Annotated in this window: 19 protein-coding genes and 1 tRNA gene; 9 read left to right on the top strand and 11 right to left on the bottom strand. The window is 62.4% G+C overall.

What is annotated here, in order from left to right:
- Window positions 1–48 precede the first annotated feature (48 nt).
- Entirely contained in the window at window positions 49–192 is a 144-nt protein-coding gene (locus GSQ92_RS27350; RefSeq protein WP_159014689.1) for a hypothetical protein, read from the bottom strand.
- 954 nt (window positions 193–1,146) lie between these two features.
- Between GSQ92_RS27350 and GSQ92_RS27345 the strand changes: the two genes are divergently transcribed.
- The 4 genes from GSQ92_RS27345 (at window position 1,147) to groL (ending at window position 5,292) form a co-directional block, all read left to right on the top strand.
- Window positions 1,147–1,401 carry a hypothetical protein gene (locus GSQ92_RS27345; protein ID WP_159014688.1) on the top strand — a complete coding sequence of 85 codons (255 nt, stop codon included), beginning with the start codon at window positions 1,147–1,149 and terminating at the stop codon, window positions 1,399–1,401.
- 631 nt (window positions 1,402–2,032) lie between these two features.
- On the top strand, window positions 2,033–2,728 hold the full coding sequence (locus GSQ92_RS27340) for an SDR family NAD(P)-dependent oxidoreductase (RefSeq protein WP_159014687.1): 696 nt from the start codon (window positions 2,033–2,035) through the stop codon (window positions 2,726–2,728).
- A 481-nt stretch (window positions 2,729–3,209) separates the two neighbouring features.
- On the top strand, window positions 3,210–3,515 hold the full coding sequence (groES, locus tag GSQ92_RS27335; protein WP_159014686.1) for a co-chaperone GroES: 306 nt from the start codon (window positions 3,210–3,212) through the stop codon (window positions 3,513–3,515).
- Window positions 3,516–3,633: 118 nt separating this feature from the next.
- Window positions 3,634–5,292, top strand: coding sequence for a chaperonin GroEL (gene groL / locus GSQ92_RS27330; protein WP_159014685.1), 1,659 nt, complete (start codon window positions 3,634–3,636; stop codon window positions 5,290–5,292).
- A 125-nt stretch (window positions 5,293–5,417) separates the two neighbouring features.
- Here groL and GSQ92_RS27325 read toward each other — a convergent pair whose 3' ends face one another.
- From GSQ92_RS27325 to GSQ92_RS27285, 9 genes are all read right to left on the bottom strand, one after another.
- Window positions 5,418–6,143 (bottom strand): response regulator transcription factor, encoded by a 726-nt coding sequence (locus GSQ92_RS27325; RefSeq protein ID WP_158806614.1) that lies wholly within the window; start codon window positions 6,141–6,143, stop codon window positions 5,418–5,420.
- Between the two features lie 212 nt (window positions 6,144–6,355).
- Window positions 6,356–7,354, bottom strand: coding sequence for an ABC transporter ATP-binding protein (locus GSQ92_RS27320; protein WP_158806615.1), 999 nt, complete (start codon window positions 7,352–7,354; stop codon window positions 6,356–6,358).
- Window positions 7,344–8,336, bottom strand: coding sequence for an ABC transporter ATP-binding protein (locus GSQ92_RS27315; RefSeq protein ID WP_216857003.1), 993 nt, complete (start codon window positions 8,334–8,336; stop codon window positions 7,344–7,346). The genes GSQ92_RS27320 and GSQ92_RS27315 overlap by 11 nt, the downstream gene beginning before the upstream one ends.
- Entirely contained in the window at window positions 8,333–9,211 is an 879-nt protein-coding gene (locus tag GSQ92_RS27310) for an ABC transporter permease (RefSeq protein ID WP_159014684.1), read from the bottom strand. The genes GSQ92_RS27315 and GSQ92_RS27310 overlap by 4 nt, the downstream gene beginning before the upstream one ends.
- Complete coding sequence (locus tag GSQ92_RS27305) at window positions 9,212–10,228, bottom strand: ABC transporter permease (RefSeq protein ID WP_159014683.1); 1,017 nt, start codon at window positions 10,226–10,228, stop codon at window positions 9,212–9,214.
- A gap of 15 nt (window positions 10,229–10,243) precedes the next feature.
- Complete coding sequence (locus GSQ92_RS27300; protein WP_216850630.1) at window positions 10,244–11,860, bottom strand: ABC transporter substrate-binding protein; 1,617 nt, start codon at window positions 11,858–11,860, stop codon at window positions 10,244–10,246.
- Window positions 11,861–11,911: 51 nt separating this feature from the next.
- Window positions 11,912–13,153, bottom strand: a complete 1,242-nt coding sequence (locus GSQ92_RS27295) for an aminotransferase class III-fold pyridoxal phosphate-dependent enzyme (protein WP_174246752.1) — start codon at window positions 13,151–13,153, stop codon at window positions 11,912–11,914.
- 96 nt (window positions 13,154–13,249) lie between these two features.
- The gene (locus GSQ92_RS27290) at window positions 13,250–14,575 is read right to left on the bottom strand and encodes an aspartate aminotransferase family protein (protein ID WP_158806618.1); all 1,326 of its coding nucleotides are present in this window, start codon (window positions 14,573–14,575) and stop codon (window positions 13,250–13,252) included.
- 7 nt (window positions 14,576–14,582) lie between these two features.
- The gene (locus GSQ92_RS27285; protein WP_158806619.1) at window positions 14,583–15,632 is read right to left on the bottom strand and encodes a phosphotransferase; all 1,050 of its coding nucleotides are present in this window, start codon (window positions 15,630–15,632) and stop codon (window positions 14,583–14,585) included.
- Window positions 15,633–15,767: 135 nt separating this feature from the next.
- On the opposite strand from GSQ92_RS27285, the gene GSQ92_RS27280 reads away from it, so the two are divergent.
- Both GSQ92_RS27280 and GSQ92_RS27275 read left to right on the top strand, forming a co-directional pair.
- Window positions 15,768–15,841 (top strand) — tRNA-Gly (locus GSQ92_RS27280).
- A gap of 221 nt (window positions 15,842–16,062) precedes the next feature.
- Window positions 16,063–17,439 carry a hypothetical protein gene (locus tag GSQ92_RS27275; protein WP_158806620.1) on the top strand — a complete coding sequence of 459 codons (1,377 nt, stop codon included), beginning with the start codon at window positions 16,063–16,065 and terminating at the stop codon, window positions 17,437–17,439.
- A 38-nt stretch (window positions 17,440–17,477) separates the two neighbouring features.
- Here GSQ92_RS27275 and GSQ92_RS27270 read toward each other — a convergent pair whose 3' ends face one another.
- Complete coding sequence (locus GSQ92_RS27270) at window positions 17,478–18,707, bottom strand: argininosuccinate synthase (RefSeq protein ID WP_158806621.1); 1,230 nt, start codon at window positions 18,705–18,707, stop codon at window positions 17,478–17,480.
- A gap of 82 nt (window positions 18,708–18,789) precedes the next feature.
- Between GSQ92_RS27270 and GSQ92_RS27265 the strand changes: the two genes are divergently transcribed.
- From GSQ92_RS27265 to GSQ92_RS27255, 3 genes are read left to right on the top strand one after another with little or no spacing between them, the layout of a single operon-like run.
- Window positions 18,790–19,854 carry a DUF2125 domain-containing protein gene (locus GSQ92_RS27265; protein WP_158806622.1) on the top strand — a complete coding sequence of 355 codons (1,065 nt, stop codon included), beginning with the start codon at window positions 18,790–18,792 and terminating at the stop codon, window positions 19,852–19,854.
- A gap of 18 nt (window positions 19,855–19,872) precedes the next feature.
- On the top strand, window positions 19,873–20,871 hold the full coding sequence (locus GSQ92_RS27260; RefSeq protein WP_254065982.1) for an Hsp33 family molecular chaperone HslO: 999 nt from the start codon (window positions 19,873–19,875) through the stop codon (window positions 20,869–20,871).
- Window positions 20,872–20,917: 46 nt separating this feature from the next.
- Window positions 20,918–21,955: a hypothetical protein gene (locus GSQ92_RS27255; RefSeq protein WP_159014682.1), complete on the top strand. Its 1,038-nt coding sequence runs from the start codon at window positions 20,918–20,920 to the stop codon at window positions 21,953–21,955.
- Window positions 21,956–22,061: the final 106 nt, after the last annotated feature.

The raw sequence follows: 22,061 nt of genomic DNA, 5'->3' as shown, positions 1-22,061 counted from the left end.
CGCTCGATCAGACCGTTGGCGATGGGCGAGAGCTTAGGCTTTCCGCTCTCAGGTCCGCCCCCGCCAGGTTTTGAGCATAAAGCCCTCGGCGACCGTCGGATATGTCGAGAAGAACATATCGAGCTCTCGCCGGATATACTCTCGCTCGCCGGCCGTGAACCCCGCGGCAGTCGGATCGTTCAGCTTGCTCATGCCAAATCCAAATGAGTGGCCCACTCTCCTCAGGAACGTAAGGTTTTGCGCCCGAGTCAATCCCGCAAACGTCGTTGGATTTTTGGCTCTAGAAGATCATGAGGGCGGAACCCCACAACCCGCGCGATGTTGTCAATACCGATATTCCATCTCAACGGGGCAACTCCCTAAGCTAAGCTCAAATGTCTGCCAGCTAATCTCGCGAATGTAATCTTTCTTCTAGCCGCTGCCGCCGTCCCTCTCCATCGCACCTGCATTGCCTCCTCTTGCAGCTCACGCGCAAGGTCGGCGTACTTTGGAACCATCGCCGCCTCACTCCGACGCGCCAGATAGTGGCTCGCGCAAAAGGGATATGGACGAAAGTTGATCGCGATCACGGCGTATTTCTACACCACAGGCACGTCGCTTTTCGGCGTGACTGTAGGCCGGAGTAATTGGATGCTAACTGCGACGCGCTGCTCCATGCCTGCAGCGCGCAGTAGCATAGATCTGAAGCTTATAGGCTCCAGAGTTGACCCAACGGTCATTGCCGCACGAGACAGAGTAAGTTATTCTCCGAACCTGATAAAAGGAGGTTGTTGAGGCGCTCAATGGATAGAATGCAAACCTCAGGGATCGACGGCCAAGCGAAAAGTGGGGTTGATTCGGAAAAAAGCTTCGAGTGTCCAGCGATCGATCATCAAGTCGTGAGTGCTCTCGTTCAGGATCTCAGCCCTGACACCTATCGGAGTCTGCTGGACACGTTCTCGAGCGATTTCATCGAGGTTCAAACTAAGCTAATCGCGGCTATGACAGCTGCCGACGTTGAGGAACTCAGAAGGCAGCTACATGCTATACGAAGCATAAGCCTGCCGATGGGAGCTGTGGAACTCCCATGCCTCGTCCGAACGATCGAGACGCATGAAGACGACGAAGTCCTTCAAGCAACCGTAAGATCCCTTCAGGAAATCGCGCGTGGATTCCGGCGATTTCAGACGGCCGCCTCCGCTCTGCTTCGCTGAGAAGCTGGAGCGAAAGCATCACGGAACAGAAAGCGACCTCAATCGGACGGAAGCGATGAAGGCTTTTGACACAGTCGACTATCCTCTTGGTTTTGGGACGAAATTTGCCTCAGGCGGCCTCAGAATTAAAGTGGCAGCCGGGATCGAGCCTGAATCCGACAAGCATGTTCCGATGGCTGCTCATCTGGCAGCGAGAGATAGCAGCTAAGCTGTCTGGGGAACGAGAAACATGGCATTATTGGAAAGTAGGCTGTTCTGTCAAGGCATATGCTAAACAGGAATGTGTTCAGGGGAACAGAATGGCGATCGGCCGAGCGCTCAAAGTAAGTAAATTCCAGCCAAATAGTGCCACCCTTGTGCACAGCTTCAACCTTACGACATTTGCACATACGGTTTCCAAGAAACCTTCAGGGCGACGTTCCTCAGGGAGTGCGGGAACTCACGGTTGCCGTCGATGATTTCTGCCGCGCAGGGCACGATGGCAACTTCATGGGTTTTTCAAACCAGTGTTTGGCTGGAAACACCTGCGGCTTCGCTACGTCGCGGGCGTGGGCGAAGCCGAAGGAAGGCTCGATGATCGATGGAAAGTCAATTTCAAGGGCGACGGGCAAAAATATCGAAACCCAGCGGCGTGTGCATTCGTCAACATTGGGCCGAGCTGAATATACGTAGGCTAATGCCAGAAAGAGGACGAAGACGACGCTGTCAAGGGCTGCCCGGCACAGTGATCGGAACCTCAAGAGCGTCGCGGATCGCTGCCTAATCGGCCTTGCCTCGCCGCCAAACGGCGGTAATTCTGCAGGACCAAATCCCCGCTGCCTGACCTCTGGAGAAGCCTGATGCCTGTCGCCAAACCTGGGACCGCACTTGTCGTCGGCGCCTCACGCGGCCTTGGTCTTGCTCTCTCCCGGGAATGGCTATCACGCGGCTGGTCCGTTATTGCGACCGTGCGGGGTGGCTCCCATACCGACCTCCACAAGGTCGCGGAGCAGTCGGCCGGAAGGCTCGCGATCGAACAGCTTGAGGTGACCGCCCCTGACGCCGTGAACGCGCTCCGGAAGCGACTATCCGGCAGTCAGATTGACCTCCTATTCCTCAACGCGGGCGTCTCGCTTGGAGCCGGCGATCGGGTGGACAGCATCTCCACCGAGGAATTCAACCGGATCATGGTGACCAACGCGTTGAGCCCGATGCGGATCATCGAAGCGCTTGGGGACCTTGTCCGACCGGAGGGAACGATTGCGGCAATGTCATCCAGCTTGGGCAGCGTAAGCCTCAATGAATCGGGCGGCTGGGAGGTTTACAGGGCCAGCAAGGCGGCATTGAACACGCTGATGCGCTCCTACGCCGTCAGGCACGCTGGACGCAATCTGGCGCTGGTGGACCCGGGCTGGGTGCGGACGGACATGGGTGGTCCGCAGGCAAACCTCAGCATCGAGGAGAGCATCCCAGGCGTCGTCGATGCCCTTGAGGCGCTAGCCGGGAAGCCAGGTCTTCGCTACTTCAATTACCGCGGCGAGACGGTGCCCTGGTAAAACCAGTCACGACGGCAGGCGCCCATAGTTATCTGTTGAGAGGAGACCGACATAGTGGACGTATGCATGCCTCCTCGCGGCACGGCCGATGGAACCCTTCACTGGGTGAGCCACCCAACTTATGGACACCGTGTCTGGGGCTGGGAGATGGGCCACTGGCTATTCTACCAGGGCGTTGGCATCCACGCGGAAGACGTGACGAAGGGAGGGTGGGTCTATGTGGGCCCAGCATCGGCGCCTGGGTAGGCGTAGCGCCGCTAATGGCAGGATAGACGGCGCAGGCGGCTGGGCGTCACACGCGGATGGTGCCAATCACCACATAGATGATTGGCTCTTTGCCGCACAGGTGGTCGCCAGAGAACTGGTGGCGGTCCTGGCACACTTACGCGAAGAGTGCTATTTTTTGTAGGTGCCGGCTCGCGATCGGCGGCGAAATTGGTGCCGCTAACGTATTGCGCGCCCAATTCATAGGATTAGAAACATGAAGTTTCGTCCCCTCCACGACCGCGTGGTTGTCCGCCGCGTCACGGCCGAAGAAAAGACCCGTGGCGGCATTATTATCCCCGACACCGCCCAAGAGAAGCCGATGGAAGGCGAAGTCATCGCCGTTGGCCCGGGCGCCCGCAACGAGACCGGCGAGATCGTTGCCCTCGACGTCAAGGCCGGCGACCGCATCCTGTTCGGCAAGTGGTCCGGCACAGAGGTCAAGCTTGATGGCGAGGAACTCATCATCATGAAGGAGAGCGACATCATGGGCATCGTCGAGGGCCAGCCGTCGGCAAAATGACGGCACGCTGACAAACCCGGCCCGGGATAGAAACCGGTCATCGCGGTAGGCACACCAGGAAAGCCTCGAGCGCCGGGGGCTACCCATTTGAGACCTGACTTAGAAGGAGAAAACATATATGGCCAGCAAAGATGTGCGCTTCGGCGCCGACGCTCGCAGCCGCATGCTTCGTGGCGTTGACGTTCTCGCCGACGCGGTGAAGGTGACACTCGGCCCCAAGGGCCGCAACGTCGTCATCGACAAGAGCTATGGCGCCCCGCGCATCACCAAGGACGGCGTTACCGTCGCCAAGGAAATCGAGCTCGCCGACAAGTTCGAGAACATGGGCGCGCAGATGGTGCGTGAAGTCGCGAGCAAGACCAACGACGTGGCCGGCGACGGCACCACGACGGCGATCGTGCTGGCGCACTCGATCATCCGTGAGGGCGGCAAGGCCGTTTCCGCCGGTATGAACCCGATGGACCTCAAGCGCGGCATCGACAAGGCGGTTGTCGCCGTCGTCGAGGAACTCGCCAAGCGCACCAAGAAGATCACGACCGAGGCCGAGATCGCCCAGGTCGGCACGATCAGCGCCAATGGCGAAGGCGAGATCGGCCGCATGATCGCGGAAGCAATGCAGAAGGTCGGCAACGAGGGTGTCATCACCGTCGAGGAAGCCAAGGGCATCCAGACTGAACTCGATGTCGTCGAGGGCATGCAGTTCGATCGCGGCTACATGAGCCCCTACTTCATCACCAACGCCGAGAAGATGACGGCGCAGCTCGACGACCCGTACATTCTCATCCACGAGAAGAAGCTCTCCAACCTGCAGACGCTTCTGCCGCTGTTGGAAGCCATCGTGCAGTCGGCCCGTCCGCTGCTGATCATCGCCGAGGATGTCGAGGGTGAGGCTCTCGCGACGCTCGTCGTCAACAAGCTGCGCGGCGGCCTGAAGGTCGCGGCCGTGAAGGCTCCGGGCTTTGGCGATCGTCGCAAGGCGATGCTGGAAGATCTCGCGATCCTCACCGGCGGCACCGTCATCAGCGAAGATCTCGGCATCAAGCTCGAGACCGTTACGCTGGAGATGCTCGGCCGCGCCAAGAAGGTGTTGATCGAGAAGGAGACGACCACGATCATCGAGGGCGTCGGCAAGACCGAGGACATCAAGGGCCGCTGCACCCAGATCCGCGCGCAGATCGAGGAGACCACCTCGGACTACGACAAGGAGAAGCTGCAGGAGCGTCTCGCGAAGCTCGCCGGTGGCATCGCCGTGATCCGCGTCGGCGGCTCGACCGAGGTCGAGGTGAAGGAGCGCAAGGATCGCGTTGACGACGGTCTGCACGCGACGCGCGCGGCGGTCGAAGAAGGCATCGTTCCGGGCGGCGGCGTCGCTCTGGCACGCGCCTCGCTGGTGCTGAAGGACCTCAAGGGTGACAACGACGATCAGCGTTTCGGCATCGAGGTGGTCCGCAAGGCCCTTCAGTCGCCGATGCGTCAGATCAGCGAGAACGCTGGTGAGGATGGCGCGGTGATCTGCGGCAAGGTGCTGGAGAACGCCGCGTACAACTTCGGCTTCGATGCGCAGATCGGCGACTACAAGGACCTGGTCGCGGCCGGCATTATCGACCCGACCAAGGTTGTGCGCTCGGCGTTGCAGCATGCGGCCTCGATCGCGTCGCTGATGATCACGACCGAAGCGATGGTCGCCGAGCGTCCCGACAAATCCGCCCCGATGGGCGGTGGCGGCGGTGGCGGCGGCATGGGTGGAATGGGCGGCATGGGCGGGATGGATTACTGATCCCTCCAATCCGCCAGGTCATGCTCGGCGAAGGCCGAGCATTCACGCCTTACTTGCTTCACTAAGCTGGAAGGTGGGAGGCGATCGCGCCTCCCACCTTCGCTCGATAAAGCAGCACCCGCGGCTCAGGCAGCCGCGAGGTGTTCGCCTTCCATTTGATTGATGCGTGACACCAAAGACGTCCGGTTCTCGACGCCCAGCTTGTCGAAAAGCCGCATGAGATGCGTTTTAACGGTGGTCAGGGCGATCCCGAGTTCGTCAGCCACATCGTGATTGGTGCAGCCTTGGCGTACCAGTTTCGTAACCTCGATCTCCCGGCGGGTCAGCCCGTAGGCCGCGCTCAATTGTCGGGTGAGCCGCTGGTGCCGCAACCGAGGATGGCTGAAGAGATTAAACTCGATATAGGGTTGCATGGAGGCGGCAAAGCTCAAGGCTTCCGCGCAGAACGGCGGATCCTCCGTTGTCTTGATGATGCCCAATCCGGCGAAAGCGAAATCGCCGTGCCAGAAAACAAAATCCAAAACATCGCTGATCCGGCTATCGCGCAAGTAACTGCAATAGCGAGCGTATTCGGCGGCGGGCGCTAATCCGTGATCCGCATCCAGCGTTGCGACGCGCTTCCCTGAAGTGACCAGGCGCCGGACATTCAAGGGATCGCAGGAATTCATCCCACCCTCATACAGGTGGAAACTTTCCTCGCAGGCGCCCGAGACCTGAGCCGACTGCATCTCCAGGGTTTCGTCGATCCAATAGAAAACCGAGGACGACGCGCGCAGCGCCCCGAGGGCAAAGCGCAGAACCTCCTCGATCCGCATGTCAGGGAGGCCGTGATTTGGTCCGATATTCCGCATGGATAACCACTCCAGCATGGTCCCGCAGATACAGAGCAAGAACCGTACCATGGGCGACCCTGCGGGCGAAGTAGAAACCGGGCCTCAGCGTGGATGGTCTAGTATCGAAGCGTTACCAAAACGTCCGTCATGGCATGCCTTCGCATGCCATGACGTGGTGGAATGGGCATGACGTGGCGGAGTGGACACCTCCAACCCCAAAACCCCTCGGCTCAGCGGTTCGGGTAATGGCAGCTCGCGACATGGCCCTCGGCGATGGCTAGCAGCGGCGGTTCGATCTCCTCGCAGGTCTTGGTGGCCTTCGGGCAACGCGTACGAAAGCCGCAGCCGGAGGGGCGGTCCGCCGGGTTCGGGATCTCGCCACGCAGCACGATGCGGCGCCGCTGCTTCTCGCGCACCGGGTCCGGCACCGGCGCGGCGGAAAGCAGCGCCTCGGTATAGGGATGGGCGGGCCGCTTATAGAGTTGATCGCGCGGCGCGCTCTCCACGATCTTGCCGAGATACATCACGGCCACGCGGTCCGAGATATGCCGCACCACTGATAGGTTATGCGCGATGAAGAGATAGGCGAGCCCCTGCGCCGCCTGCAGATCCTTGAGCAGATTCAGCACGCCCGCCTGCACCGAAACGTCCAGCGCGGAGACCGGCTCGTCCAGCACTACAATCTCGGGATCGACCGCGAGCGCGCGCGCGATGCCGATCCGCTGCCGCTGGCCGCCGGAGAAAGCGAAGGGATAGCGGCCCGCCTGCTCCGGCAGAAGCTGCACCCGCTCCATCGAGCGAACCACCCGCTCGTCCTGCTCCCGTCGATCCAGCCCCAGCATGCGCAACGGCTCGGCGATGATGTCGTGCGCTGTCATGCGCGGGTGCAGACAGGCATAGGGATTCTGAAAGACTAGTTGCAGATGCCGGCGAAACGGCCGCATTTCGGCGGGCGATAGGCGCGAGAGATCTGTCCCCTTGAACAGAATGCGCCCCGTGCTCGGCGTGCCCAGCCGCAAAATGGCCCGCGCCAAGGTCGACTTGCCGCAACCCGACTCGCCCACCAGGCTCAGCGTCTCTCCCGGCGCGAGAGTGAGCGAGACTCCGGCAACCGCGCCGATGCTGCCGACCTTGCGTTGGAAGATGAGGCCGCGGGTGATCGGGAACTCGACTCGCACATCCTCGACCTTGAGGAGCGGCGCCTCGGCGGCCACGGAACTAATCGACATTGGGCAAAATCTCGGCGGCGCGGTGGCAGGCGGCCATGGAATTGCCGAACCACTGGAAGTCCGGATCCTGCTCGATGCAGATCGGCAAGGCATAGGCGCAGCGGGGATGGAACTGGCAGCCCGACGGACGATCCAGCAACGACGGCGGCACGCCTTCGATGGCATGCAAACGGGCGCTTGTCGTGTCGATCGAGGGCACGGCGGCCAGCAGACCGGCGGTATAGGGATGCCGGGGCCGGTGGAACACCGCCTCGATCTCACCGCGCTCGGCGACGCGGCCCGAATAAAGAATCGTCACTTTATCAGCGAGCCCGGCGACCAGGCCGAGATCATGGGTGATGAGCATGATCGCTAGACCCTTCTCCCGCCGCAGCCGGTCGAAGATCTCGATGATCTGTGCCTGGATCGTCACGTCCAGCGCGGTCGTCGGCTCGTCCGCGATCAGCAGTTCCGGATCATTGGCGACGGCAATGGCGATGACCACTCGCTGGCGCATGCCGCCCGAAAATTCATGCGGATACTGGTCGAACCGCCGCTCCGGCAGCGGGATCGCGACCAGTTCCAGCAATTCGATCGCCCGGGCGCGAAGCTGTCGCCGCGACCATGTCCGGTTGTGCAGCATCAGCGCCTCGGTCAGCTGCGCGCCGATGGTCAGCACCGGATTGAGCGCCGTCATCGGGTCCTGGAACACCATTGCGATATGGCGACCGCGCAGGGCCCGCAAACGTCGCTGGGAAGCGCCGACCAGCTCCTCACCATTGAAGCGGATCGAGCCGGAGACCTGCATGCCATGCGGAAGCAGGCCCATCACCGCCATCATCGAAAGGCTTTTGCCCGAACCGGATTCCCCGACCAGACCCAGCACCTCACCGCGTCCGATTTCGAAATCGACATTCGACACGGCGACCCGCGCACCCTCGCGGCCGGGAATGGAAATGCACAGCCCCCGGATGTCGAGCAGCTTCTCGGCCGTCTCGGTCAACGCGACATCCTGGAGCGGGGATCGATAAGGTCCCGCATGCCATCGCCGAGGAAGTTGAAGGATAGGGAGAGGAGGAAAATCGCGAGACCCGGACCAAGGGCGATCCACCAGGAATAGAAGCTGCTCGCACCCTCGGCGATCATCTGTCCCCATTCGGGCGTCGGCGGCTGCGCGCCAAGGCCGATGAAGCTTAACCCGCTGGCGAGCAGAATCACCTGGCCGACATCCATGGTCATATTGACAAGGATCGGACTCCAGCAAAGCGGGATGATGTGGCGGAACAGGATCCGCCCAGGCATTGCCCCGGCGATCACAGCGGCATCGACATGGTCGAGCCCCTTCACATTGATCACCTGCGCCCGCATCAGCCGCGCATAGATCGGCCACCACACGATGATCAGCGCGATGGCGGTGTGCAGAAGTCCTGGCCCAAGTGAGGCCGCGATCGCCATCGCCAGCAGGATCGGCGGGAAGGACAGGGTGATATCGGCCAAGCGCATCAACACGCTGTCGAGAAGGCCACCGACGAAGCCCGCAACCGCGCCCAGCAACGTGCCGATGCTGACACCCGCCGCGAGCACGATGGCGGCAATCGGCAGCGAATAGCGCGCGCCATACAGCGTGCGGATGAAGACGTCACGTCCTAACGCATCGGTGCCGCACCAATGCTCGGCGCTCGGCGGCTGCAACCTGCGGCCGGCCAATGCCACAGGATCATAGGGCGTCCAGAGCGGTATCGTGATGGCGATCACGATGAAGGTGACCACAATGACTGCTCCGAGAATGACGGGCGCGGAACGCCAGCTCAGCCGCCTCGCGAAGCGTCCGTAGATCCCGCGCCGCGCGGTGGCGGCGAGCATCGTGGTGGCGGACATCTAGGCCGCCGACCGCATGCGCGGATCGACCGCGGCATAGGCGATGTCCGTCAGCAGATTGGCGATCAGGAAGCCAAGACCGCCGATGATGGTGACGCCTGTAATGGCCGGATAGTCCAGCGCGCGTGCCGCCTCGACAGCGTAGGAGCCGATGCCGGGCCAGGAGAAGATCGTCTCCACCAGCACCGAGCCGGTAATCAGATAGGCAAAGGTGAAGCCGAGAATCGTCAGCGCCGGGATCAGCGCGTTGCGCAGCGCGTGGTTCATCAGCACGCGCGTCTCGCCCGCGCCTTTGGCGCGCGCCATGGTGATGAAGTCCTGCCCCAGCACGTCGAGCATGCTGGCCCGCACCATGCGGGAGACGATGCCCGTCACCGACCATCCAAGCACCAGCGACGGCAGTATGAGATGGCGCAGCGCATCAACAAACGAAGACCATTCGCCGGCAACCAGCGTATCGATGAGCAGAAAGCCGGTGACGGTGGGCGGCGGATCGGACCGGATATCGAGCCGCCCCGGACCCGGCAACAGATGCGTCTGCACCGAGAAGATAAAGAGCACCAGCAGACCCAGCCAGAACATCGGAATGCAGGAACCGAGCAGCGCGATGAAACGCGCGGTGTGGTCGGCTGGCGTGTCGCGAAACTGCGCCGAAATCACGCCGAGCAATATCCCGCTGACCGCGCCCACGATCATCGCACAGATCACCAGCTCCAAGGTCGCGGGCAGCCGCTGCGCGAGGTCGGTCAGCACCGGCTGCTTGGTGCGGAAGGAGGTGCCGAGATTGCCCTGCGCCAGATTCGCGACGTAGATCACGTAGCGCTCCGGCACCGAGCGATCGAGGCCCCAGCGCGCTTTCGCTGCCGCCACGACATCCGGATTCTCGAGCCCGCGCGCACCAATGATCGAGACAAGCGGGTTGCCCTTGGTAAACTGGGCCAGCACGAAAGTCGCGGTCACGATGCCCAGGACCAAGAACGGCATGAGGACGAGCCGTTTGAGGATAACCCTGAGCATCGGCGCGGTTTCGGCTTAGTGCTTGACGATCTCGTTCAGCGGCAGGTTGCAGCAGGCGCTATACCGCACGCCGCCGATGTTGCTGCGATAGGCAAGCACGAGGTCCGGGCTCACGATCGGCAGGATCACCTTATCCTCGATCATCTTCATTCCAAGCGCCCGATACGCGGCCTCGCCGGCCGGGCCGGGAGGGGCGGCCAGCGCCTTGTTGAACATGTCGAGCTCAAGCTTGCCGTCGAGGCCCGGCGTGGTGCCGACACCCGCGCGCTTACCCCAGGGCATATTCCCGGGCAGCATGCCGAAATACTGCACATACTGGGCGCTGCCGAAATAATCCGGCGCGAAGAAGCCGATCGTGAAGGGCACGCCCGGCGTGTCGATGTCAGTCACCCAGACATTGAAAGTCTGCGGCTTCAGAACGAGGCTAACCTTGATCCGCGCCAGATCCTGCTGGAGCTTTTGTGCGAGCAACGAGAGATCGATGCCGTAAACATCCATCGCCGGGAATTCGAGACCGAGCTTGAAACCATCCGCAAGCCCTGCCTTGGCCAGCAGCGCCTTCGCCTTCGCGACATCGGTGACCGGATCGGGCAGGTTTTCGGTACCGGGGAAGCCATTGGGGATCGCGGAGGGCTGCAGCGACCCTTCGCCGCCGACCGTGAAGTCGATCGCGCCCTTGTAGTCGATTGCCAAAGCTATCGCGTTGCGCACGTCATAGGACAATGTCACCGGCGCACCCTTCGCGATCGGGCTGAAGGCGACATAGACATAGTTGAAGGACGGCACCGTCTTGAAGACGATATTGGGGTCGTGGATGGTCTTCGAGGTATCGGGATCGATCTGCATGGCGATATCGGCCGCGCCGGATTGCAGCATCTGCGCCTGGGTCACGGCGTCGGCCGTCTGCTTCACGATCACGCCGCCGACCGCCGCCTTCTTGCCCCAGTAATCATCATTCCGCTTCAGCCGCAGCGCATCGTCTGCCTTATAGCTTTGCAGCGTGAACGCGCCACTGCCGGCCGAATGCGCCAGGAACCAGGTATCGGCCGTGTCGCTTGTCGCGGCATCCGCATTCGCATTCGCGCCATGGGCGGAAGCGAGTTTGCTATTGATGATGCCGACATAGGTCGCGGCCAAGATGCCGAGGAACTCGGAATTGGGTGTCTTGGTCGTGATGACGACGGTTTGCGGGTCCTTCACCTCGATCGACTTGAGGCTGTCCATCAGATAGGACGCGCCACCTTTGATATTCTTCAGCCGCTCCAGCGACCATTTCACGTCGGTCCCCGTCACCGGGCTTCCGTCAGTGAACTTTGCCGCTGGGTTAAGGTGGAAGGTGAAGGTCGTGACGTCCGGGCTGACTTCCCACTTCTGCGCGAGGTCGGGAACAATCGTCTTGTTGTCGGAACCGAGCGTGAGCAGCGTGTCGTAAACCGCCGAGAGATAAATCTGGCAGGTGTCGCAATAGGCGCGCGCCGGATCGAGCGAGTTGAGGTCCATCGCGCGGGCGACGACGATCGACGAATCATCTGCTTTCGCCGTGCCAAGAGTCGCCAAACCGGCAACCGCCGTCATGACCGCCAGCGATGCGGCGGAAAGCAAGCCGGATCGACAGAATTTCGCAAGCACCATCACTGAGCCTCCAAAGGTTGACGACGTCCGATCGAAAGCGGGTTGCCGCCTTTAGTCGTGCGCCGAAGGGACAGCACGTGCGGCGCGAAAACCGTGCTCGGCCGCATCCAGGGCGCGCGCGATGTCTTCGGGCTTATGGGCGGCGGAGAGGAACATGTTGTGCAGCGGGTGGAAGTAGACGCCCTGCTTCAAAGCGGCGGCGCAGAAGGCAAAGCCGCGGCGGCGATCGGCATCGTCATCGAACAGCACCATAGGCATCTGCACGGGACCGGTCTGCCGGATCGGCAAATCATGCTTGCGGCTCAGCGCATCCAGCCCGTCCCGCAGCGTCTGGCCCAGCCGTGTCATATGGCCCACACCGTCATCCCGCTGCAGGACGCGCAGTGTCGCGACCCCAGCCGCCATGGAAAGCGCGGAACACCAAAAGGATCCAGTGGTGAAGATCGATGTCGTCGCTTCGCGAAACCGGTCATTGCCCGTCAAAGCCGCGATCGAGAAGCCGTTGGCGAGCGATTTGCTCCAGGCCGAAAGATCCGGCCGCACACCGACATTCTCCCAGCTTCCGCCGAGGTTGAGACGAAAGCCGGCACGCACGTCATCGACGATCAGCGCGGCATCGGCGGCATCGCAAGCGGCGCGGGCGGCTTGCGCGAAATCCTGCGTCGGCAGATGCTGGTCGAACCCGAAATCATGCTTGAACGCGCTGACGATGATGCCGGCGAGATCGCCCTTCGCCTGCTCTACGGCCTGCTCAAGACTCGCCACGTCGTTGTATTCGTATTGGATGATGTGGGCGCGATCCTCCGCGGTCACGCCGACGAGCGAGGGCGAGCACCAGGGCACGGCGCCGTGATAAGCACCCTTCGCCACCAGGATCTTGCGGCGCCCTGTACCGGCTCGGGCGACCGTAACGGCGGTGGTGGTGGCGTCGGTGCCGTTCTTCTGGAACTGAGCCCAAGTGGCATGCGGCAGGATCTCGACAAGGGTCTCCGCCAGCTCGACCATTGCTTCGCTCGGTCCGTTCAGGCAGTCGCCCTGCGCTAGTTGGCGCTTTGCCGCCTCATCCACCTCGGGATGATGGTGGCCGAGGATGATCGGCCCCCAGCTGCACATGAAGTCGACATATTCATTGCCATCGACATCCCACACGCGGCTGCCGGCGCCGCGTGCGAAGAACTGCGGATAGCCCTCCGGCAGCGCAGCGGCGTTCATATGGCCCCACATGCCGCCGGGAACGACGGCGCGCGCGCGATCTCGCAGGGAACTGTCACGCGAATTTTTCAAGCCGCTCATTCTGCCCGATACCGCCCGTTTGCCAGGCGGATCACGCTAGAGAGGCGTTCCTAGGCTGCCAATCAGCCGAAAGTAGGACGGCAGCGCCGCGAGCGCTCAATCCCGTTCGATCTCCCGCAAAACCTCGTCCATCGCCGTCAGGAACAGGTCTGCATGGGCGCGCGTGAAAACCAGCGGCGGCCGGATCTTGAGCACATTGGCCGCCGGGCCGGAGGCGCTGATCAGCACACGCTTGTCCCGCAAGCTGTTGACGAGACGCGCGGTAATCTCGGTTGCCGGTGTTTTCGTCGCGTGGTCCGTAACGAGTTCGACACCGACAAAAAGACCGGCTCCCCGCACATCGCCAATCAGCGCGTGGCGCTCAGCGATCGCGACAAGGCCATCTCGCAGATGAGCGCCCACCAGACGCGCATTCTCGATCAGGCCCTCACTTTCGATGACGTCGAGTACCGCCATCCCCACCGCGCAGGAAACCGGGTTACCGCCGAAGGTGTTGAAATATCGCGTTTGCTCGCCGAAGCGCTCCAGCAACTCCGGCCGCGCCACCATCGCGGCGACGGGGTGGCCGTTGCCCATCGGCTTGCCCATCGTCACGATATCGGGCCGCAGCCCATGCCGGGAAAATCCCCACATGCCCTCGCCGGTGCGGCCGAAACCGGGCTGCACCTCGTCGGCGATGAAAATCCCCCCCGCCTCGCGGATGGCGGCCGCCGCCGGTTGCAGGAAACCCGCTGGCTCCGCGAAGACGCCATCCGACGAGAAAATCGTATCGACCAGCAGCGCCGCCGGCCTGACACCATGCGCCGCAAGATCCGCCACCGCCGCGCGCACATGCTCGGCAAAGACCTCGCCGACATCGCGCCCATCCGAGCGATACAGGTCAGGCGCCCGCACCGTTCGCACATGTGATCCGAGCGGAGAAGCGCGGCCCAGTGACGGGGACATCCCAGCGATCACGGAAGTCACGCCATGATAGGCGAGTTCCGTTACGATGAATCCCGTGCCGCCCGTCGCCGCACAGGCCACGCGATAGGCGAGGTCATTTGCCTCGCTACCCGTGCAGGTGAACATTATTTGGCCAAGCTCAGCGGGGAAGCTGCTCAGCAGCCGTTCAGCGTACAGCAGGATGCCTTCGTTGATGTAGCGCGTATGCGTATTGAGGGTCGCCGCCTGTCGCGAAAGAGCCGCCACGACATGCGGATGACAATGACCGACACAGGCGACGTTATTGTAGACGTCTAGATAGGCCTGCCCATCCGGGTCGTAAAGCCAAACGCCCTCGCCACGCACGACATGCACCGGATTAGCATAGAACAAACGATAGGCAGGACCGAGCAAAGCCGCCCGGCGCTTGATGAGCTCACGCTCGCGCGCCGCGACACCATCGGCACGGTTTCGGTCATAGGCATTGATCATCGACATGCGAACATCATCCCATCCCGCAGGCGCGGCGTAGAACCGCTTGACTCTCGGCGCGCGAGATAGTGCTGAGACTATGCAGGCCGCGCCATGCGGTTCCCTGGTTGCGAATGATATAGGTGGCGTTATCCGGGTGCCGCGCCGCGCGCCAAGTTGAGATGGCGATCGTCAATACTAGCCGCGCGGCGATCAGGTCGGCGAGAATCTCCACCTCCTCGGGCAGCAGCGGCAGCACGGCGTGATAGGCGGCAACCATTTCCGAAACGCCGCCGAGTGGTGCCGCCTCGTCTCCGACCTGATAGGCTGCGGCGGTCGCGAGATCCTGCACAAGTGGCGCGCGCAGCATATCGCCGAAATCGATGATCCCGGCGATGCCGTCGCCATCGGCCAGAACGTTGTGCGGGTTGAAGTCGTTGTGGACGACCTGAGCGCGAAGGCCCGGCAGGATCGGCAGCGCATGGCGCTCAAAGCGATCGAGGAATTGCGTCGGGATCGCCCGGCGCGCCGGGTCGGAGACATGAGCGAGCAAGCCCCGCGTGCGGGCGGCATAATGCAGGTTCCAAAGCAGATCGTGGCTTTCGGCGTGATGACGCAGACCGCTCAGCGCGAGGTCAAGCCGGGCGAGGTATCGTGCGAGCTGGCATCGCTGCGCGGCATCGGCGGCTGGTCCGCGGCCGAGCGGCGTGCCGTGCAAGTAGGTCAGCATCCGCAGGATGCGCGGCGGCGCTCCGTCCTCTACCTGCACGCTGGTGCCCCCAGACTGTGGCGCGATCAGGCGGGGTACCGGCAGCGCGGGGTCACGGCGGGCAATTTCCAGCAATGCCTGATCCTGGAAATCGACGACCGCCGGATCCTCCGCCGGATGCATCAGTTTCAGGACATACTCGTGTCCCTCCCCATCGCGCAGGTGGAAATTGCTGTCGCGCTCGCCGGCCAGCGGCGTGGCCGTCGCCGTCAATCCGTAATGCCGCCTCGCCAGGGCCTCGGCTTCCGTTACGCTGACGGGCGGGGGCGCTTGTTCGAGCACCTCTCCCAGCCGGGCCAATACCTGATCGTCCATCCGCCTCGTTTACCGTGTGGGTCCGGCCTAACGGCCAAGTTATCCCTCAGTCTGATGGCGGGGACCAGCCACATTACACATCGCCATCGCGGCCTTGCGAGCCGAGTGCGCGTAGCGCTATTGAGGGGGTCCAGGGCGGGCGTAGCATAGTGGTAATGCTCTAGCCTTCCAAGCTAGCTAGGAGGGTTCGATTCCCTTCGCCCGCTCCAGGGGCCTAGTCGTTCGCGGATCGGCCTCCTTCGCGCCCGGCGGTCAGAGAGGGGCAGAATAGTGCGCTTGATGCCACCGAGGTAATGGGACGCAGGGCGTCGTGACATGCTGCGAGTCATGACGGATCGATCGCATGATTCGATACCAAAACAAAGAGCTAAGGTAATATTCAGAAGTTCTAACCGTAAATAGGACATTGTGTTGATTTAGGATCGAACCTTTGTCCAATGGGACCACCAACAATGCCAGCCTGACCAGCAACAGTACCGAGTATTGGCCGGGTTACGCATCCTATGCCGCGGCTGCGGCCGTGCCACTCTACCAGCCCTTTGTTGATTACCTAGGGAAGACTACGACGAACGCGCTTCAGTACGCATACAACAACTATTTGAATGGAGGCGCCCCAACGGCCCCTCAGGCCGGCCACACTCAAACAGGGCTAACTGTCACTGTGACCCCGCCGGCTTCTTACATGCCCAGTCAGCCGGTCGGCATGCCGGTGACGGCTCTCTCAAAAAATGTTTTAGACTCCGCATCAGGCGGCGCAGCATTCCAGCCGAGCGCCCAGGCCTGGTTGCCTGCCCCCGCCGCGCATGACATCAACGTGCGCGCTGCTCCCAATGGGGCCGTAACATTCAGCGACCTCATGGCCATGACGCGCGAGCGCTTGGCGCAGCTTACGCCGCGCCAGCAAGAAGCCGTCAATCTTGCTATAATGAGGTCGTCAGCTGGGTTCCCTGCTCGAAGTGGCCGCAAGTTGGCGGAGTTTTATTTCCAGTATTCCGTCGGCCCCGACAATATGTTCAGCCCTGAGGCGGCGAATCTATTTATGGAAAGGTTCGACGACTCCTTTGAACGTTATTTAGAATACCCACTTTCAGAAAGTGCTTACCGCACGATCAGGCCTCAGCTGTCCGATCTGGGAGACCACGCGCTGCGCACCACTCAGCAATTGAAAACGCAGTTCAATCCGCTTAGCCCAAGGTTTCTGCGCGCGTCGATGTTTGACGGATATAATGACGCTCTTTCGGCAGTTGGCCAGGGAGGCAGTTTCGACTACGGAAATGTTACGCCGAGTTCAATCTACGACCATGCGCGGACGCTTAAGCAAGTCGACAGGATCCAGCAGGGCTATAATTTAATTACAGACGATATTATTGGCGGGACCAACAGACCGTACGGCCAAAAAATTGATTGCCCCAACTTCGGATTAATAAACTGGTTGAATAAGGAGCAATTTACGAATCTTGCGCCTAGTGGCACTGTAATTAAGGTGCCGAATTGGACATGGTACAAGCCTTGGACCTACCGGGACACGGACTCGCGTCTCGTGTATCCCCAGCAGATTATCCAGCAATTTTACGATGGCACGGTGGTTGGCGTGCTTCCCGGTAAATTCACATTTGACGGAACAAACTGGGGTGAGCGAGAGACTAACAATCTCATTGAGGCGGCTCGGGTAGCAGGGATGCAAAAATATATTGAACAACAAAACCGATTTTTTCAGATCGGGTCAGGCCTTTATCCAAACTGCCGGGCCGACGAAATCGGGGCTCTGAAGCGCATGAAGCCAGGGCAGGTGGTGCCGCGCACGTAAGAAGCCCGGCATCACCTGCGCAGAAGGGTGGGGCGCGCTTAAAGCGCGCCGCCCTTCCGTCCCGCCGCGGCACCCAACCGCAGCCGGAGAGCCTGCAGCTTGATAAAGCCCTGCGCATCGACTTGGTTATAGGCGCCTTGGTCATCCTCGAAGGTCACAACCTTCATCGAATACAGGCTGTTCGGGCTTTCCCGCCCGATCACCGTCACATTGCCCTTGTAGAGCTTCAACCGCACCCGGCCGCTCACCGATCCCTGGCTTTCGTCAATCAACGCCTGCAGCATCCGCCGCTCCGGGCTGAACCAAAAGCCATTGTAGATCAGCTCCGCATAGCGCGGCATCAGGCTGTCCTTGAGATGCGCCGCCTCGCGATCCAGCGTGATGCTCTCGATCCCGCGATGTGCGGCAAGCAAAATGGTGCCGCCCGGCGTCTCATAGATGCCGCGTGATTTCATCCCAACGAATCTGTTCTCCACCAAATCAAGCCGCCCAATGCCATTGGCCTTGCCGAGTGCGTTGAGCTTGGTCAGCAGCGACGCCGGAGACAGCCGCTCGCCATCGATCGCGACGGGATCACCGTGCTCGAAATCCATGCTGATGACGGTTGCCTGGTCGGGCGCATCCTCGGGCCGGATGGTGCGCTGATAGACGATCTCGTCGGCCTCGATCGCGGGATCCTCCAGGATCTTTCCCTCTGACGACGAGTGCAGCAGATTCGCGTCGACGGAGAAAGGCGCGTCGCCGCGCTTGTCCTTGGTCACCGGAATCTGGTTCTGCTCCGCGAATTCGATGAGCTTGGTGCGGCTGGTCAAATCCCATTCGCGCCACGGCGCGATCACCGTCACATCCGGCTTCAGCGCATAATAAGCGAGCTCAAACCGCACCTGGTCATTGCCCTTGCCCGTCGCGCCATGAGCGACCGCATCGGCGCCCACCTGCTCCGCGATCTCGATCTGGCGCTGAGCGATCAGCGGCCGGGCGATCGAGGTGCCGAGAAGATATTGCCCCTCATACAATGCATTGGCGCGGAACATCGGAAACACGAAATCCCGCACGAAGGTCTCGCGCAGGTCGTCGACGAAGATTTCCTTGATCCCGAGCATCTCGGCCTTGCGGCGTGCCGGCTCCAGCTCCTCGCCCTGGCCGAGATCGGCGGTGAAGGTCACAACCTCGCAGTGATAGGTCGTCTGCAGCCACCGCAGGATCACGCTGGTATCGAGCCCGCCCGAATAGGCGAGCACGACCTTCTTCACCGACTTCGCAGCCATCCCCGTCTCCGATGCTTTGCGTGCAGACGCATATAAGCGGGGCGGGGTGGCGGCAAGCAGGCGCATGGGGATATGCAGGCGGATGCGCAGAAGGCGTCCCCTCCGCCGGGTTTTGGCCGGCTTGATCCTCCTTGTTCTCCTGGCCGTCGCTGGCTGGACGGGGGCCTGGCTATGGGTGGCCGACCGGATGAACACGCATCTCGCGGCCTGGGAGGCGGAGCAGCGAAGCGCGGGGTGGACGATCGCCCATGGCACCCCGACCCGAGCGGGCTGGCCCTTCGCGGCCGCGCTTATCCTCCCGGATCTGAATATCGTGGGGCCACAGAACATGGTGCCCGGCGGCATCACCTGGACGGCCGATCGGCTGACCCTCGCGCTCGACATCCGCCATCCCGACGACCTTTATCTGGCCGCCACAGGCCGGCAGACCTTAGCCATCGCGGGCTCAGGGCCGATTCCCTTCGCGGCCGAACGCCTCGTGGCGCATGCGGCGCTTCAGCCCGGCGGGGCGCCGACCGCCGCGACGTTCCGTGCGCGCCAGCTACTGGCCGCCTTTCCGAATGCTGCGGCAACGCCGAGCAGCCTCGCCATCGCTGATATGGTCGGAACCTTGTCCGTCGATCGCAGCGCGGGCAGGGACCGCGCCGCGATCGCAATGCTTGTCTCCGCCTCCGACATTGACCTGCCCGAGAAGAATGGCCTCGGCCTGGGTCGCCGCGTGGCGGCGCTGGCGGGGGCCGTTGGGATTTCCGGCCCGACGGCGATGCCCGGCGGTGCGCCGATGACGCTCGCGGCGTGGCGTGACAGCGGAGGCAGCCTTGACCTTCGTCTGCTGCGTCTCGACTACGGCCCTCTCGCCGCGAGTGGAGAGGGCCAAATCTCCCTGGGTGCGACGCTGCAACCTGAAGGCACGGCGCGTCTGCATGCGACCGGAGTGGATGCCGCGATCGAGTACTTGATCCATAGCCACGTTCTCAAGCGTCCGGCCGCCACCGCGCTGAGGGCCATGTTGGGGCTGCTGATCTCCCCCTCGGCTTCGGCCACGCCCTCGGCGCTGAACGTTCCGCTCACCCTCAAGTCTGGCGCGGTGAGCCTCGGCTCGGTTCCGGTGCTGCGCGTGCCATGGCTAACCGGCAGCGGCGATTGACCTCTTTGCGGATCATGCATGGCGAAAGCCGCAGCGGTGACTAATCTAGAGACAATGAGCGAGACTCCAGCCTTCCTCGATAGCGGCCGTCCCAATGTCCCTGACATCGTGGTTCCGCGCGGCGTAACGCCTTTTCATCTCCCCGGCCGCCCCGTACGGGGCCGGTTGATCCGGCTCGGCGTGCTCGCCGACGCCCTGCTGACGCGCCACGACAATCCACCGGCGGTAACCCTGCTGGCCGGCAAGATGCTGGCGCTTACCGCCGCGTTGGCGACGGCACTCAAGTTCAAGGGCGTGTTCAGCATTCAGGCGAAAGGCGACGGGCCGGTCAGCCTCATGCTTGCCGACTGCACGGACCAAGGTGCCCTGCGTGGCTATGCGCGGGCAGGGGAGAACAAGCTCGACGTCTTGGACGAGATGGCGGCGAGCGACGCCGCTCTGTTGGGGGAGGGATATATCGCCTTTTCCGTCGACCAAGGCGGGGACCGAGAGCGGCATCAAGGCATCGTCGCGATCGAGGGCGAAAGCCTGACCGAGATGGCCTTGCATTACTTCGCTACCAGCGAGCAATTGGAATGCGCGCTGCATCTCGCTTGCGCCCATACCCGTTCCGGCTGGCGCGCCGGGGCTCTCATCCTCGAAAGGGTTGCCCAAGGCGGCGAGGGCAATCTGACCTTGAGCGAAGCCGAACAGGACGAAAGCTGGCGCACGGCGACGACGCTTGCCGGCACCTTGTCGGACGAGGAGCTGCTGGACGACACGCTCCCGGCCGAGCAGTTGCTCTACCGTCTCTTCCACACCGAGGGGGTGGCCGCCGACCGGCCCCGCCCTCTGGCCTATGGCTGCCGCTGCACGCGTGCGAAACTCTCCGCGATTCTTGAGAACTTCGGCGGTGGCGATCTTGATGCGATGGTGATTGATGGCGACATCGCCATGACCTGCGAATTCTGCAACATCGACTTCCGCTTTCCTCGCGGCGAGTTCCCCGCCGCGCCCTCAGAGGTTGAGACTTCGTGAGCTTGGTCGCGACTGAGAGACCGAACGACAGAACAGGAGACACGCCGTGAACGTCCCGTATTTCCGTCAACTGCTGCTCGGGGCCTGCTTTGCCGCGCCTTTGGCCTTGGCCGGCTGCAGTCAGGAGGCGGGCGTCCCGCAGTCTTTCCCGCCGCTGCACTACAGTTACCTGGCGCCCATCTCGCTCAATGTCAGCAACATCGTCACCCAGGTGAATTACGTTCCCCCGGCGGATGGTAGCGACATCGATAACCTCAGCCCGGAAACGCCTCTGCAGGCTGTCCAGGCGATGATCCAGGACCGGCTGGTCGCCTCGGGAAGCTCGGGCACCGCGACGGTGCAGGTCAACGACGCCTCGCTGCGCCGGGTCGGTGACACGGTTGTCGCGACCGTCGCCATCCATCTGAGCGTGCGTTCGGCCGACGGACTGCGCACCGGCTACACGGATGCGACCGTCACCCGCACCCGCACTACCCCCGATGACACGAGTCCGGAGGCCCTGCGGGCGTTCCTGTACACGATCACGCAGGACATGATGAATGCGGAGAACGTGCAGCTCGAATACCAGATCCGGCAGAACCTTGGCGCCTGGTTGGTCGGCGGCGTCTCAGCCGTGGGCGGCGCGGCCGCTCCGGTTCCGGTGCAGACGCAAGACCTTGGCAGTGGTTCCCTGCCGCCTTTGACGGCGGTTCCCGACACCAGCGTGTCAGCAATGCCCGGTGCGCCCACACCGCTGGTTCCGGTGGCACCTCCCGCAGGATACAGCACGCCGCCCGCGCCGGTTTACGGAATTCAACCGCCCGCGGCACCGCCGATGCCAATGGCAATGCCCGCCCCGGCGATGGCGGCACCCACGGTCAATCCCGACACCATGCCAGGTGGCAGCGTGGGTTTGCCCGCCGGCAACCCGGTGCCGACTCCGATGGGTGCCGACCAAATCGGCGCGCAGCCGGCGGCCACAATGCCCGGTGATGTCTCGACGCCCGCCGTGGTGCCAAGCGCCCCGCCTGCGCCGCTCGCCCCGCCGGCGCCACCGCCTTCTAGCAGCAGCCTGCCGCCCCTACCGCCTGGCATTACGCCCTGAGTTGAAGGCGTGTGGATCTAATGTCGAGCTGGGATCCAAAGATCCGTCGTGGCATGCTCGGCCTTTGTCGAGCATGCCACGGTGAGATAAGCGCGGCTCGAACTAA

It is taken from the genome of Acidisoma sp. S159, from assembly GCF_009766125.1.
In the GTDB taxonomy this organism is placed as follows: domain Bacteria; phylum Pseudomonadota; class Alphaproteobacteria; order Acetobacterales; family Acetobacteraceae; genus Acidisoma.
The sequence above is the reverse complement of the archived record's forward strand: the minus strand, read 5'-3'. Positions and strand labels throughout refer to the sequence as shown.